This is a genomic window from Micromonospora craterilacus (assembly GCF_003236315.1).
In the GTDB taxonomy this organism is placed as follows: domain Bacteria; phylum Actinomycetota; class Actinomycetes; order Mycobacteriales; family Micromonosporaceae; genus Micromonospora; species Micromonospora craterilacus.
Window position 1 is genome coordinate 14,472 of the sequence record NZ_POTY01000066.1, and the last position, 14,463, is coordinate 28,934.

Annotated in this window: 12 protein-coding genes and 1 tRNA gene; 9 read left to right on the forward strand and 4 right to left on the reverse strand. The window is 70.9% G+C overall.

Translation table 11 applies throughout. The features are described from left to right. The first annotated feature begins 180 nt into the window (after window positions 1–180). Complete coding sequence (locus C1I95_RS12975; RefSeq protein ID WP_111214062.1) at window positions 181–585, forward strand: hypothetical protein; 405 nt, start codon at window positions 181–183, stop codon at window positions 583–585. Here C1I95_RS12975 and C1I95_RS12980 read toward each other — a convergent pair. After that, on the reverse strand, window positions 553–1,152 hold the full coding sequence (locus C1I95_RS12980; protein WP_111214063.1) for a hypothetical protein: 600 nt from the start codon (window positions 1,150–1,152) through the stop codon (window positions 553–555). The two genes, C1I95_RS12975 and C1I95_RS12980, sit on opposite strands and share 33 nt — an antisense overlap. A 219-nt stretch (window positions 1,153–1,371) precedes the next feature. Here C1I95_RS12980 and C1I95_RS12985 point away from each other — a divergent pair, with 219 nt between their 5' ends. Further along, window positions 1,372–3,243, forward strand: a complete 1,872-nt coding sequence (locus tag C1I95_RS12985) for a S8 family peptidase (RefSeq protein WP_111214064.1) — start codon at window positions 1,372–1,374, stop codon at window positions 3,241–3,243. A gap of 77 nt (window positions 3,244–3,320) precedes the next feature. On the opposite strand, the gene C1I95_RS12990 is transcribed toward C1I95_RS12985, so the two are convergent. The 3 genes from C1I95_RS12990 to C1I95_RS13000 form a co-directional block, all read right to left on the reverse strand. Then, window positions 3,321–4,118: a WecB/TagA/CpsF family glycosyltransferase gene (locus tag C1I95_RS12990; protein WP_111214075.1), complete on the reverse strand. Its 798-nt coding sequence runs from the start codon at window positions 4,116–4,118 to the stop codon at window positions 3,321–3,323. Then, window positions 4,115–5,230 carry an NAD-dependent epimerase/dehydratase family protein gene (locus C1I95_RS12995; protein WP_199523730.1) on the reverse strand — a complete coding sequence of 372 codons (1,116 nt, stop codon included), beginning with the start codon at window positions 5,228–5,230 and terminating at the stop codon, window positions 4,115–4,117. Before C1I95_RS12995 ends, C1I95_RS12990 begins: the two co-directional genes overlap by 4 nt. A 65-nt stretch (window positions 5,231–5,295) precedes the next feature. Next, window positions 5,296–5,381: transfer RNA gene (locus C1I95_RS13000), tRNA-Leu, on the reverse strand. 226 nt (window positions 5,382–5,607) lie between these two features. On the opposite strand from C1I95_RS13000, the gene C1I95_RS13005 reads away from it, so the two are divergent. The 7 genes from C1I95_RS13005 to pknB all read left to right on the forward strand — a co-directional run. Beyond that, a complete protein-coding gene (locus C1I95_RS13005; protein WP_111214066.1) occupies window positions 5,608–6,396 on the forward strand; it encodes an FHA domain-containing protein in 789 nt (262 codons plus the stop codon). A 5-nt stretch (window positions 6,397–6,401) separates the two neighbouring features. Continuing rightward, the gene (locus tag C1I95_RS13010) at window positions 6,402–6,890 is read left to right on the forward strand and encodes an FHA domain-containing protein FhaB/FipA (protein WP_111214067.1); all 489 of its coding nucleotides are present in this window, start codon (window positions 6,402–6,404) and stop codon (window positions 6,888–6,890) included. Next, complete coding sequence (locus C1I95_RS13015) at window positions 6,887–8,329, forward strand: PP2C family protein-serine/threonine phosphatase (protein WP_111214068.1); 1,443 nt, start codon at window positions 6,887–6,889, stop codon at window positions 8,327–8,329. The genes C1I95_RS13010 and C1I95_RS13015 overlap by 4 nt, the downstream gene beginning before the upstream one ends. Before the next feature lie 26 nt (window positions 8,330–8,355). Then, entirely contained in the window at window positions 8,356–9,846 is a 1,491-nt protein-coding gene (locus C1I95_RS13020; RefSeq protein ID WP_111214069.1) for an FtsW/RodA/SpoVE family cell cycle protein, read from the forward strand. Beyond that, entirely contained in the window at window positions 9,843–11,348 is a 1,506-nt protein-coding gene (locus tag C1I95_RS13025) for a peptidoglycan D,D-transpeptidase FtsI family protein (protein ID WP_111214070.1), read from the forward strand. Before C1I95_RS13020 ends, C1I95_RS13025 begins: the two co-directional genes overlap by 4 nt. A gap of 1 nt (window position 11,349) precedes the next feature. Further along, window positions 11,350–12,753 (forward strand): serine/threonine-protein kinase, encoded by a 1,404-nt coding sequence (locus C1I95_RS13030; protein ID WP_111214071.1) that lies wholly within the window; start codon window positions 11,350–11,352, stop codon window positions 12,751–12,753. Next, the coding region (gene pknB, locus C1I95_RS13035) for a Stk1 family PASTA domain-containing Ser/Thr kinase (RefSeq protein WP_111214072.1) at window positions 12,750–14,463 on the forward strand (1,714 nt) is incomplete at its 3' end. The genes C1I95_RS13030 and pknB, both read left to right, overlap by 4 nt.

A 14,463-nucleotide genomic window follows, 5' to 3' on the forward strand; every position in this document is an offset into this window, starting at 1 on the left:
CGGCCTGGCCGGGCGGAGACCCGTGTCGTTCAGCGCGAACCGGGCGGGTGGCCGCGCCCCGGCCCGCATGATCCGCCGGCTCCCGTCGCCACATCGTGCCCGTCTCGTTGTACCTCTCGGTACGCGCTGGTCGACATCCCCCCGAGCAGGGCGGGTAACCGAGCGAGGCAGGCGAGACGGATGACGAGTATCGGGTCAGACAACCTCACCAACGGGCCGGGAAAGCCGGAGCGGTTCGGCGGTAAGTACCGCGGGGCCCGGCGGGACACCGTGTTGACCGAGGTGGTGTCGACGGACACCGAGCCGGACGGGCGGGACGGCGCGGCAGCGACCGATCCGGCCGGGCCGCCGCTCACCCTGCCGTCGCTGGATCCGAACCCGCTCACCGAGCCGTCGTTCCCGGCGTCCGGCTGGTCGATGGAGGAGAGCGGTTCGCTCGTGGACCACCCGCTGCTGCGCGGTCTGATGATGGAGCTGCCGCCGCGCGGCAGCGTGCCGCCGCCCGGCTGGCTGGACCGTTGGTTCGAGGCGACGCGGGCGATCCTGGAACTGCTATACGTGCAGGGCTCCGGCCGGGCGCGCTGAGGCCGCCGCCGCCCGCTCCGGCCTGGCCCGCTCGGCGAGCCGGTTGTGGCGCAGGGCGTGGCGTACGCCGATGACCCCGACGCCGAGCGCCCCGACGGTGATCGCCGGCCCGGTCGTCCCGGGCCCGAGGAACTGACCGGCCCCGCTGGCCAGGATCAGGGGCGGCAGCAGAGCCAGCCCGGTCACCTGCAACGGCAGCCCGATCAGCGGGTGGGCGGCTGCGGCGCGTAACCCGTGCGGGGCCGGGGTCCGGGGTGCGACGGCCAACGTGGTCGCCCCGGCACGGAGCCGGCGCACCCGGCGTACCGTGCAGATCGCCACCACCAGCGCCGGGGCGGCGGCGAGCATGAGTCCGTTCGCGGCCCGGTCCGCCAGGGGCATCCCGCCGAGAGCGGCGATCGGCAGGGCCACCGTCAGGCCGAGCCCGGTCAGGGTCAGCGCGAGCAGCCAGCCGGTGTGCCGGCGTAGCCCGCGGGCGTGGGTCAGCCGGGGCAGCCCGTCCGCTAGGTAGCCGGCGACCCACCAGACGGTGGCGACCGGGAGCAGGAGGGCGAGGTGGCTCTGCATACCATCAGCCTTGCCCGATATCCGGTTCGGCGAATCCGGGCTCACCCCCCGTTCGTCCCGTAACCGGCCCCCGTAGGGGAGCCATCCCGCCGTGTTATGGGGGATCCGGCATGTTCATCAGTCTCCGGGCGTCGAACTACCCTCACTTCGATCGGCAATCATCGATCAACCTGCCATGAGCAGGTAGACGATCGGTGCTGGTCGGAGGGAGGTAGGAAGATGGCTCTTCCACACAGGTCCGTTATCGTCGGGCTGGCCGCGCTGGCCATGATGGCCACGGCGACGCCGGCCATGGCCGCCGAGCCGGTCGGCACGATCCGAAGTGCCGGCGGTGCCACCGCCGTCGACGACAGCTACATCGTCGTGTTCAAGGACAGCGAGGTCAGCCGCGCCGCCGTCGGGTCCTCCGTGGACCGGCTGCTACGTCGGCACGGCGGCGCGACCGCCCGGACGTACCGCACGGCGGTGCGCGGCGCCGAGCTGCGGGTCAGCGCCAAGGCCGCGGCCCGGATCGCCGCAGACCCCGCGGTGGCGTACGTCGAGCAGAACCACACCGTGTCGATCGCCGGCACCCAGACGAACCCCCCGTCCTGGGGCCTGGACCGGATCGACCAGCGGAACCTGCCGCTGAACAGCTCCTACACGTATCCCAACACGGCCACGAACGTGACCTCGTACGTCATCGACACCGGCATCCGGACCACCCACTCGGACTTCGGCGGCCGGGCGACCTGGGGCACCAACACGGTCGACTCCAACAACACCGACTGCAACGGCCACGGCACCCACGTCGCCGGCACGGTCGGCGGCTCGGCGTACGGGGTGGCCAAGGGCACCCGGCTGGTGGCCGTGAAGGTGCTCAACTGCCAGGGCAGTGGCACCAACGCCGGGGTGATCGCCGGCATCGACTGGGTCACCGCGAACGCGGTCAAGCCCGCCGTCGCCAACATGAGCCTCGGTGGCGGGGCGAGCGCGGCCACCGACAACGCCGTGATCAACTCGATCAACTCCGGCGTCACGTACGCGGTCGCCGCCGGCAACGGCGACATCTTCGGCAACCGGCAGAACGCCTGCAACTACTCCCCGGCCCGGGCCGAGCCGGCGATCACCGTCGGTGCCACCCAGAACAACGACGCCGCCGCGAGCTTCTCCAACTTCGGCACCTGCGTGGACATCCTGGCGCCGGGGGTGAGCATCACGTCGGCCTGGCACACCAACGACACCGCGACGAACTCGATCAGCGGCACCTCGATGGCGTCGCCGCACGTCGCCGGGGCCGCTGCCCTGGTGCTCTCGGCCAACCCGTCGTGGACCCCGCAACAGGTCCGGGACTACCTGGTCAACAACGCCACCCCGAACGTGATCACGAACGTGGGCACCGGCACCCCGAACCGGCTGCTGTACGTCGTCAACGGCAGCACCCCGCCGCCGACCAACGACTTCTCGGTCTCGGTCTCGCCGACCTCCGGCTCCACCGCGCCCGGCGGCTCGGTGACCGCCACGGTGGCCACCGCCACCACCAACGGGTCCGCCCAGTCGGTCAGCCTCTCGGCCAGCGGCCTGCCGTCCGGGGCGACCGCCTCGTTCAGCCCGGCCACGGTCACCTCGGGCGGCTCGTCGACGCTGACCATCAGCACCTCGGCCAGCACCCCGGCCGGGACCTACCCGGTGACGGTGACCGGCACCGCCGCCTCCGGCAGCAAGACGGCGACGTACTCGCTGACGGTGACCGGCACCGGCGGCGGCTGCTCCGGTACCAACGGCACCGACGTGCCGATTCCGGACGCCGGCGCGGCGGTGACCAGCTCGATCACCATCTCCGGTTGCAACCGGAACGCCTCGTCGGCCTCGACCGTCGCGGTGAACATCGTGCACACCTACCGCGGCGACCTGGTCATCGACCTGCTCGCCCCGGACGGCACGTCGTACCGGCTGAAGAACAGCAGCATCTTCGACAGCGCGAGCAACGTCAACGCCACCTACACGGTGAACCTGTCCAGCAAGGCGGCGAACGGCACCTGGCGCCTGCAGGTGCGCGACGTCTACAGCGGTGACACCGGCTACATCAACACCTGGACGCTGACCCTCTGACGTGAAACGGCACCGGGCCCCGGCAGAAGCCGGGGCCCGGTTGCGTAGAGGACGGCGTCGAGGGCGGTTGCGTCGGGTCAGACCGCGAACCCGGTGGGCCGTTCGGTGGCCGGGGCGGGCGGCCGGGCCTTCCACAGCCCGGTCTTCTGCGCGAACAACCGGCCAAGGTACGCCGGGTTGAGGATCACGTAACGCCGCCACAGCCGCTTCGGCTCCAGGCCGAGCCGCCAGAACCACTCCAGCCCGGCGCGCTGCATCCACGGCGGCGGCTGGCGCAGCAGCCCGGCGTGGTAGTCGAAGGCGGCACCGACCGCCATCAGTGGCATGTCGAGCAGCGGACGCATCGCGTACGCGAAGACCTCCTGGCGGGGGCAGCCCAGCCCGACCAGGACGAGGCGGGCACCGCTGGCCTTGATCCGGTCGGCGATCTCGACGTCCTCGCCGGGCCGCACGGCGCGGAACTTCGACGGCTCCACCCCGGCGATCTTCAGCGCAGGGAACTTCCGCTCCAGCTCCGGGATCAGCCGGGCCAGGGTCTCCTCGGTCGAGCCGTACAGATAGACCGGCAGGCCCTCGTCGGCGAACCGGGAGAGCACGTGCAGGGTCAGCAGCGGCCCGTAGACCCGGTCGGTGAGACCGGCGCCGTGCAGCAGGTTCAGCGCCCAGCGCACCGGCTGACCGTCCGGGGTCACCACGTCGAAGGAGTTGAGCCGGGCGTTGTGCGCCGGGTCCAGCACCCCGGTCATCACACCGTGTACGGCCAGCGCGGTCAGCGCCAGCGGGCGTCGCTCCTGCGCGGCGGCCACCACCTGCTCGGTCGCCTCCGCGTAGTCGGTGGCGTCGACCAGGACGCCGAGGACGTTCCGCTTTCTCATGCTCCGGGCACCCACTTGTCCACGTTGGCGTCGTAGATCTCACGCATGATCATCGGTACGTCGTAGACCTGCTTCCAGTCCGGATAGTCGGCCTGGAACGCCTCGTTGGAGCCGATCCACCACTTGTGGTCGCCGATCCGGTTGGCCTCGACGTACTCCGAGATCATCTCCTGGCCGGTGATCCGTTCGGCCTCGGCGAACGCCTCGCGCATCGAGGTGTTGGAGTGCCGGCCGCCGCCGAGGTTGTAGACGGCGGCGGAGCGCGGGTTGCGGAAGAACGCCTCGAACGCGGAGACCACGTCCGAGCTGTGGATGGCGTCGCGGACCTGCTTGCCCTGGTAGCCGTAGATCCGGTATATCCGGCGTTCCATGTTGGCCCGCATCAGGTAGCCGAGGAAGCCGTGCAACTCGGTCGCCGAGTGCGCCGGACCGGTCAGCGTCCCGCCCCGGAAGCAGGCCGTCTTCATGCCGAAGTACCGGCCGTACTCCTGCACCATCACGTCCGCGGCGACCTTGGAGGCACCGAAGATCGAGTGCAGGCAGGCGTCGATCGACATGTCCTCGCGGATGCCCTGCTCGTACGGATGGCCCGGCTCGATCTCCCAGCGGGTCGCCAGCTCGACCAGGGGCAGGCTGTTCGGCCGGTCGCCGTAGACCTTGTTGGTCGAGCAGTGGATGATCGGCGCGTCGATGCAGTGTTCCCGGACGTTCTGCAGGACGTTCAGCGTGCCGGCGGCGTTCACGTCGAAATCGGTGAACGGATCGCGAACCGCCCAGTCGTGCGAGGGCTGCGCGGCTGTGTGGATCACCACGGCCACGTCCCGGCCGTACCGCTGGAACAGCGCGCCGAGCGCGCCGCGGTCCCGGATGTCGATGCTGTGGTGCGAGTACGCCTCACCCAGCTCGTCGGTCAGCCGGCGGACGTTCCAGGCGGTGGACGCCTCCTCGCCGAAGAACTCCTGCCGCATGTCGTTGTCGATGCCGACGACGTCGAGACCGAGGCCGGCGAAGTGCCGGACCGCCTCGGAGCCGATCAGCCCGCCCGAACCGGTCACGAATGCGACACTCACATGCCACTCCTGGTGCGTCGGAGGCAGAAACCATCGGAGCATAGCGTGACGTCCGGCACGCCCCGATACGGAGCGAGGGCCCCGCGTCGCCGCAGAGCCCTCGTCTGTGGTGGGGAAGGGGGGAGTTGAACCCCCACGCCCTTTCGGGCACACGGACCTGAACCGTGCGCGTCTGCCATTCCGCCACTTCCCCGTGGCTTGACCTCGGACAGCCTATTCCGTGCCGGTCCCGCTGTCGCCAGCGGGCCTCGGCCATCTTACGCGGCCCTAGTCTTCACCGCGAATGGCATTCGCTGCGTGCAGCGGTTACCGTTCGTGGCGGACGAAAGAGTAGCACGACGTTTCGGAGCCGTCCGAACAGGCCGTGGCCGGCCGGCCGAGCGGCGTGTGAGCTGCGTGCGGTCTGGACGGATACCATCATGTCCTCGGGACCCGAGGAGGAGCCGGTGAGCGTGCTGCAACGCTTCGAGAAGCGTCTGGAAGGCCTGGTCGAAGGGGCCTTCGCCAAGGTCTTCAAAGGGGTAGTGCACCCCGTGGAGATCCTCAACGCCATGCAGCGGGAGGCCGAGGCGCACAAGGCCATCCTGGCCGGTGGGCGCACGTTGGTGCCCAACCGCTACGTGATCGATCTCTCGCCGTACGACCACAGTCGGCTGGCGCCGTACGCCGCCGCGCTGGCCCAGGAACTGGCCCAGTCGCAGGCGGAGTTCATCGGCGAGCAGGCCTGGACGGTCTACGGCGACGTGATCGTCGAGATCGAGCGCGGTGAAGGCCTGGACACGGGCATGTTCCGGGTCACCGCTGAGGTGTACACCGGTGGCGAGGTCGCCCCGGTATCGGCGCCCGGCTACGACGCCGGCCAGTCCGGGTACCCCTCGTACGACCAGGGCGGCGGCTACGGCCCGCCGGCCGGTCACGGTGGCGGGCGCAACATACGGCTGGTCTCCGGTGACGGCCGCACCTACCCGCTGCAGATGGGTTCGACCGTGATCGGTCGCGGCGACCAGGCCAACCTGCGCCTTCCGGACGTCGGCATCTCCCGGCGACACGCCCGGCTGGACTTCGACGGCGGCCAGGTCGTGCTGACCGACCTCGGCTCGACCAACGGCACCATGGTCAACGGCCAGCGGGTCTCGGCCGTGGCGCTGAACCCCGGTGACATGATCCAGCTCGGTACCACCACCCTGACCTTCCGCGTGGACGGCTGATCCACTTGCCGGAACTCGTCATCACCGTCGCACGTTTCGGATTCCTCGTGCTGCTGTGGATCTTCGTATTCACGGTGGTCGGCGTCATCCGGCGGGACCTCTTCGCGGGGGCCCGCTCGGGCCGGCTGGTGGCCGCGCCCCGATCGGTGGGCGCGTCGACCGGTCAGGCGACGGCGAGACCGGCGAAGGTGAAGCGGGGCCGGGCGGCGCACCAGTTGGTGGTGACGGCCGGCCAACTGGCCGGCACCAGGATCACGTTGGGTGAGGCGCAGATAACCATCGGTCGCGCCGAGGACTCCACCCTCGTCATCACCGACGACTACGCGTCCGCGCGACACGCCCGGCTCGTGCCGCGTGACGGGCAATGGTTCGTAGAGGACCTTGGTTCGACTAACGGGACGTACCTGGATCGCGCTAAGGTCACCGGACCAACCCCCGTACCCCTCGGCGTGCCGATCCGGATCGGCCGCACCTCTCTCGAATTACGGCCATGACTCTGACCCTGCGCTATGCGGCCCACAGCGACCGCGGTCTGATCCGAGACGGTAATCAGGACTCCGTCTACGCCGGACCGCGGCTACTCGCCGTCGCCGACGGCATGGGCGGCATGGCCGCCGGTGACGTCGCCAGCAACATTGTCATCGGTGCCATGGCGCCGTTGGACGAGGACGTCCCTGGTGACGCCCTGGTCGACGCGCTCCGCTCCGCCGTGGGCACCGCCAACCAACAGCTCCGCGAGACCGTGGACGCCAACCCGCAGCTGGAGGGGATGGGCACCACGCTGACCGCGACCCTCTTCTCCGGCAGCAAGCTGGGCATGGTCCACATCGGCGACTCGCGGGCCTATCTCCTGCGCGGCGGTGAGTTCGCGCAGATCACCAAGGACGACACCTACGTCCAGATGCTGGTGGACGAGGGCCGGATCAGTCCGGAGGAGGCGAGCAGCCACCCCCAGCGCTCGCTGCTCACCCGTGCCCTGGACGGCCGCGACATCGACCCCGAGTACTCGGTCCGTCAGGTGCTGCCGGGCGATCGCTACCTGATCTGTTCCGACGGTCTCTCCGGCGTGGTCAGCGCGGAGACCATCGCCGAGAGCATGCGCGATTACGCCGACCCGCAGCAGTGCGTCGAGCGGCTGGTCCAGCTCGCCCTGCGCGGCGGCGGCCCGGACAACATCACCGTGATCATCGCCGACGCCACCGACCGCGACATCGTCGAGGCGGCCCCGATCGTCGGCGGCGCGGCGGCGCGTGACCGGGGCATGGCGACCTCGGCCGACGTCTCCACCCCGGCCGCCCGGGCCTCGGCGCTCAACGCGCCCCGGCCCGCCGCACCGGAGGAGCCCGCCACGAACGACGACGAGCCGGAGGCCCGGCGCCGCCCGCTGCGCGCCGTCGCCATGGCGACCGCCCTGATGGTGCTCGTCGGCGGCGGTCTCTTCGCCGGGTGGAGTTACGCCCAGCAGCAGTACTACGTCGGCGCGACCGCGGACGGCCAGGTGGCCGTGTTCCGCGGCATCCAGGGCCAGATCGCCGGCATGGATCTCTCCAGCGTGCACTCGACCAGCACCGCCCAGCTGGACGACCTCACCCTCGCCGCGCAGGAGCAGGTCAAGCAGGGCATCCCGGCCAAGAGCGAGCCGGACGCGGAACGCCGGCTGGCGGAACTGACGATGGACAGCCCGACCAACGTCAACCTCAAGCCGGTCTGCCCGCCCTCCCCGGCCGCCTCGCCCACTGTCACGCCGAGTGCTCCGGCCGGTTCACCGTCCCCGGCACCGACCGCACCGGCCGGTTCGCCGTCCCCGGTAGGCAGCGGCTCGCCGTCGCCCGCCGGTGGGTCCGTGGCCCCGCCGGCCAGCACCCCCGACGCCCCGCCCGCCGACACCTTCTCGCCCACGGTCGACCCGGCGGCCTGCCGGTCGCCCGAGTAGGCGTCGGCACCGAACCGAGGACGATCGTGACCGCAGCCGCCACCCCGGCATCCTCGCCCGTCAACGCGGGCGAGCGGCCCGGCACACGCCTGGCCCGGTCCCGGCGCAACGCCGAGCTGTCGCTGCTGGTGCTGGCGATGGTCCTGGTCGCCGCGTACGGGGCGATGGTCGAGGCGAACGTGCTCGACACGATCACCCCCACCTTCTGGGTGCCGGCCGCCGCGCTCTCCGCGGTGTTCCTCGGCATGCACCTGGTGATCCGGTTCCTGGCGCCGTTCGCCGATCCGGCCCTGCTGCCGGCGGTGGCCCTGCTCAACGGGCTCGGCGTCGGTTTCCTGCACCGGCTCGACCTGGCCCAGGCGACGCCCGCCGAGCGGGCCGAACTGGCCACCTTCGCCGGTATCGGCGGCCGGCAGCTGGCCTGGACGCTGGTGTCGGTGATCCTCGCCGCCGGGCTGCTCGCCCTGATGCGCGACCACCGGTCGGTCTCCCGCTACTCGTACACCCTGGGCCTGGCGGGCATCGTGCTGGTGATGCTGCCGGCGGTGCTGCCGGCCAGCATCTCCGAGATCAACGGCGCGAAGCTGTGGGTACGCGTCGGCGGCTTCTCCATCCAGCCCGGCGAGTTCGCCAAGCTGGCCCTGCTGGTCTTCTTCGCCTACTACCTGGTCCGCAAGCGCGAGGTGCTGTCGCTGGCCAGCCACCGGTTCCTCGGCATCGACTTCCCGCGCGGGCGTGACCTCGGCCCGGTGCTCGTGGTCTGGGCGATCAGCCTGCTGGTCCTCGTCTTCGAGAAGGACCTGGGCACCTCGCTGCTCTACTTCGGCATGTTCGTGGTGACGCTGTACATCGCCACCGAGCGGGTCAGTTGGCTGCTCATCGGTCTGGTCCTGTTCTTCGGCGGCGCCTACCTGGCGTACGTGCTCGGCGAGGCGGTCGGCGGCCCGTTCGCGAACTTCTACCTGCGGGCGGAGATCTGGCTCGACCCGTTCGGCGACCCGTACGACAAGGGCTACCAGCTGGTGCAGGGGCTGCTCGCGCTGGGCACCGGCGGGTTGTTCGGGGCCGGCCCCGGTGGTGGCCAGCCGCTGCTGCTGCCCGAGGTGCAGAACGACTTCATCTTCGCCGGCATCGGTGAGGAAATCGGCTTGTTCGGCCTCTCCGCGCTGCTGGTGATCTACCTGCTGATCGTGGAGCGGGGGCTGCGCGCCGCCCTGGCGGTGCGGGACTCGTTCGGCAAGCTGCTCGCCGGTGGCCTGGCCTTCACCCTCGCGTTGCAGGTCTTCGTGATCGTCGGCGGGATCAGCGGGCTCATCCCGCTGACCGGCCAGACCACCCCGTTCCTCTCCGCCGGCGGCTCCTCGCTGATGGCGAACTGGCTGCTCATCGCGGTGCTGCTGCGGGTGTCCGACGCCGGGCGCCGCCCGGTGACCGGCGTCGGCGGCAAGCTGTCCCGTCCCGCCGGTGGCCCGCCCGAGCAGCTGCACGGGGCCCCGACGGAGGTGATCAGGCCGTGAACGCACCCCTGCGCCGGGTCGGTGTCGTCGTCATCGTCCTGTTCGGCCTGCTCTTCGCCAATCTGAACTGGATTCAGGCGTACAAGGCCGACGAATACCGCACCAGCGACTACAACGGTCGAGTCCAGGTCGCCGAGTACGAGCGGCGCCGCGGCAACATCGAGGCGGGCGGCACCGCCCTCGCGGTCAGCAAGGAGACCGACGGCGAGCTGACCTTCCTGCGTACGTATCCGGGCGGGGCCAAGTACGCCCACGTGCTCGGCTACAAGCCGGTCAACCTCGCCGACACCGGCATCGAGAAATCCGAGAACGACTTTCTCGCCGGCACCAGCGACCAGTTGATCGGCGACCGGATCAAGGACATGTTCACCGGCGACCGCACCGCCGGCGGCAACGTGCTGCTCACCCTCTCGCCGCGCGCCCAGGACGTCGCGTACGACCAGCTGCGCAACAACAACCGCGGGGTGAAGAAGGGCGCGGCCATCGCCATCGACCCGCGTACCGGAGCGGTGCAGGCGTTGGTCTCCATGCCCAGCTTCGACCCGAACCCGCTGGCCAGCCACAGCAGCAACGAGGCCGCTGCGGCCTACAACAAGCTGGAGCAGGACGCGGCGCGTCCGCTGCGCAACCGGGCGCTCGCCGAGGTGCTGCCCCCCGGATCCACGTTCAAGATCGTGGTGGCCGCCGCGGCGCTGGAGAACGGGATCAGCAAGGACACCAACATCCCGGCCGGACCGAGCTACACCCCGCCCACCTCCGGTGGGTCGATCACCAACGCCGTCCCGTCGATCTGCCCGCAGTCCCAGGTCACCCTGATGAAGGCGGTCACCGACTCCTGCAACACCGGCTTCGCCAAGCTCGGTGTGCAGCTCGGCCCCGACGTGATCAAGGAGAAGGCCCGGCAGTTCGGGTTCGAGCAGGACGACCTCACCGTCGGCCGGCTCGGCGAGGGCGGACTATCCGTGGCGGCCAGCCGTACCGGCAGCATGGAGAACCCGGACGGCGGCGCCGACCCGGCGGCGCTGGCCCAGTCCTCCATCGGGCAGCGCGACGTCCGGATGACCCCGCTGGAAGGGGCCATGATCGCCGCAGCGGTCGCCAACAACGGCAGCCAGATGCGGCCGTACCTGGTGCGCCAGCTGCTGGCGCCGGACCGCACCACCGTCTACGACACCGCGAAGCCGCGCGAGCTGCGTAAGCCGGTCAACAGTCAGGTCGCCGGCGACCTGCGGGACATGATGGTCAGCGTGGTCGAGAACGGCACCGGCCGGAACGCGCGGATCAACGGCTACACCGTCGGCGGCAAGACCGGCACCGCCCAGTCCGCGCCCGACCGACCCGACCACGGCTGGTTCATCGGCTTCGCGCTCGACTCCGACGGCAACCCGGTCTCCGCCGTCTGCGTCGTCCTGGAGGAGGCCGGCAGCGGCGGCAGCGCCGAGGCCGCCCGGATCGCCGGGCAGATCATGCGGGCCGCCATCTCCGACCCCGGGGGGCGCTGACATGCTCAGTCCGGGGGTGCAGCTCGGCAACCGTTACCGTCTCGACGAGCGGATCGCCAGCGGCGGCATGGGCGACGTCTGGCGCGGCACCGACCAGGTGCTCGGCCGTACGGTTGCGGTCAAGAGCCTGCTGCCGGCACTGCTGGACGAGCCGGGTTTCGCCGAACGGTTCCGGGGCGAGGCCCGCACCATGGCGACCATCAACCATCCGGGCGTGGTCGATGTCTACGACTTCGGCAACGACCAGCACATCGCCTTCCTGGTGATGGAGTACGTCGAGGGCGATCCGCTGTCGGCCACGCTCAGCCGGGTCGGCCGGCTCACCCCGGCCCGGACGATGGCGCTGGTCGCGCAGGCCGCCGACGCACTGCACGCCGCCCACGTCAAGGGCATCGTGCACCGGGACGTGAAGCCCGGCAACCTGCTGGTCCGCCCCAACGGCACGCTGGTGCTGACCGATTTCGGCATCGCCCGCTCCGAACTCGTCGGGCAGCTCACCGCGGCCGGCTCGGTGCTCGGCACCGCCTCGTACATCTCGCCGGAACAGGCCACCGGCCAGGTCGCCACCCCCGCGTCCGACGTCTACGCCCTGGGCGTGGTCGCGTACCAGTGCCTCGCCGGACGCCGGCCGTTCGAGGGTGACAACCCTCTCGACATCGCCATGCGGCACGTCCAGGAGACCCCCAGGGCGCTGCCGTCGGACATCCCGCCCCAGGTCCGGGCGCTGGTGGAGCGGGCGATGGCCAAAGACCCGAAGGACCGCTGGCCGAGCGCCGCGGTGTTCGCCGGGGCGGCCCGCCAGCTGAAGACGGCGCTGTCCCAGCAGGCCCGGGCCGGTGGCCAGGCCGCCGCCCCGATCTCGGCCGCGCCGGCGTCGCCGGCTCCGGGTCGAGCCCAGGTGCCGGCGCCGCAGCCGCCGCGTCCCCCGGCGGCGCCGCACTCTCCGATGTCGGGCCACGCCCCGGCCGCACCGCACGCCGCGGCGGGGCACCGGCCGGCCGCGATGCCGCCGCCAGCCCGCCCGCCGGTGGCACAACCGCCGCGTCCCACGACGGTCGCGCCGGCGGTGACCAGCTATCCACGCGGTGCGGCCACGGTCCCGCCGCCGTACGCCCCGCAGCCCGGTCCGTCACGGCCAGTGCCGCGCCGATCGCGCTCCGGGACGGTGTTCCTGGTCATCGTGCTCGGCGCACTGGTTCTTCTCTGCTCCGGCGTGGTTTCCTACCACGTGCGGAAGAACTTCAACGACAGCATGTCGGGCGGGACGTCCGGGCGAGTGGTGACGTCCGACGCGCTGCGGCTCGACGGACGAGACGATCCGGCCGGCACGGCGTACCGTCGACTGGATCCGCCCCGACCGGGCAGCGACGAGACGACGACGAGCGAAGGACGACAGACGCGATGACAGCGCAGGCCCGCCTGCTCGGTGGCAGGTACCAGGTCGGCGAGCTGCTCGGGTATGGCGGCATGGCCGAGGTCCACCGCGGTCGCGACCTGCGGCTCGGTCGGGACGTCGCGATCAAGATGCTTCGGACGGATCTCGCCCGGGATGCCACCTTCCAGATGCGCTTCCGGCGCGAGGCGCAGAACGCCGCCTCGCTCAACCACCCGGCCATCGTCGCCGTTTACGACACCGGGGAGGAACAGGCCCCCACCGGCGAAACCCTCCCGTTCATCGTGATGGAGTTCGTCAACGGGCGCACCCTCAAGGAGGTGCTCGGCGCCGAGGGCCGGTTGCAGCCCCGGCGGGCGCTGGAAATCTGCGCGGACATGTGCGCGGCGCTGGAGTTCAGCCACCGGCACGGCATCATCCACCGCGACATCAAGCCCGGCAACGTCATGCTCACCCAGACCGGCCAGGTCAAGGTGATGGACTTCGGCATCGCCCGGGCGCTGGCCAGCGGTGCCACCACGATGACGCAGACAAGCGCGGTCATCGGTACCGCACAGTATCTTTCCCCGGAGCAGGCGCGCGGTGAGGCCGTCGACGCCCGCTCCGACGTGTACGCCGCCGGCTGCGTGCTCTTCGAGCTGCTCTGCGGGCACCCGCCGTTCGTCGGCGACAGCCCGGTCAGCGTCGCGTACCAGCACGTTCGGGAGGCGCCGCCGACGCCGAGCGACCTCAACCCGGACGTCAACCCGGCGGTCGACGCGATCGTGCTCAAGGCGCTGTCGAAGAACCCGCTCAACCGTTACCAGAGCGCCGGCGAGATGCGCGCCGACCTGCTCCGGGCGGCAGCCGGCCGGCCCGTGATGGCGACCCCGGTGTTGCGCGAGGACGAGACCGTGGCGATGGCCGCGGCCAGTGGCCCGGGGTACCCGTCGGCCGGGGCGACGCAGACCCGGCAGATCCCGGCCCGGGTGGGTGACCCGCGCCAGCGCCGGGCCTCGTCCTGGCTGATCGCGATGTTCGCCGCGCTCGGCGTGCTCGCGGTGATCGCCCTGGTCGCCGCGCTGCTGCTGAACAATCGAGATCCCGAGGAAAATCCGGTGCCGCAGGTGACCGGGTTGAGCCAGCAGGACGCGTACGCCCGGATTCAGGAGGCCGGTTTGCAGCCGGCGCTCGGCGATCCGGAGTTCACCTCGGACTGCAAGAAGAACACCGTGACCAACCAGACCCCGGCCGCCGCCGAGCGGGTGGCGCCGAACAGCACGGTGACCGTACGGGTCTGCGGCGGAAAGCCGACGGTGAAGATCCCGCCCGGGCTGGTCGGCGGCACGCGTGAGTTCGCCGAGGCCCGGCTCAAGGAACTCAACCTCAAGGTCAAGGTCGACGATAAGGACAACGCCGCCACCGCGGGCACGGTGCTCGACATGTCCCCGCCCTCCGGAGAAGTCGTTGCGGAAAACTCCGAGGTCACGCTCGTCGTCTCCAAGGGCAACGTGGTACGTGTGCCGAACGTTGTGAGCTTGACCGAGGCCGAGGCGAAGCGGGAGCTGGAGCGTGCCGGCTTTGTACCCTCGGTGGAAATTGGCCCGGAGGTGCCCGCTGATCGGGCTGGCCGGGTGACCGACCAGAACCCGAACGCCAACACCCAGCGCACCAAGGGCAGCAAGGTGGTGATCTTCGTCTCCGTCGAGGAACCCGAGGATCCGGATCCGCCGACCCAGACCC

Bases quoted from the DNA above. Each gene is read 5' to 3' on its own strand.
- C1I95_RS13030 (WP_111214071.1), top strand. From the start codon at position 11,350: ATGCTCAGTCCGGGGGTGCAGCTCGGCAACCGTTACCGTCTCGACGAG.
- C1I95_RS12995 (WP_199523730.1), bottom strand. From the start codon at position 5,230: ATGCTCCGATGGTTTCTGCCTCCGACGCACCAGGAGTGGCATGTGAGT.
- C1I95_RS12990 (WP_111214075.1), bottom strand. From the start codon at position 4,118: ATGAGAAAGCGGAACGTCCTCGGCGTCCTGGTCGACGCCACCGACTAC.
- C1I95_RS12980 (WP_111214063.1), bottom strand. From the start codon at position 1,152: ATGCAGAGCCACCTCGCCCTCCTGCTCCCGGTCGCCACCGTCTGGTGG.
- C1I95_RS12975 (WP_111214062.1), top strand. From the start codon at position 181: ATGACGAGTATCGGGTCAGACAACCTCACCAACGGGCCGGGAAAGCCG.
- C1I95_RS13005 (WP_111214066.1), top strand. From the start codon at position 5,608: ATGTCCTCGGGACCCGAGGAGGAGCCGGTGAGCGTGCTGCAACGCTTC.
- C1I95_RS13015 (WP_111214068.1), top strand. From the start codon at position 6,887: ATGACTCTGACCCTGCGCTATGCGGCCCACAGCGACCGCGGTCTGATC.
- C1I95_RS12985 (WP_111214064.1), top strand. From the start codon at position 1,372: ATGGCTCTTCCACACAGGTCCGTTATCGTCGGGCTGGCCGCGCTGGCC.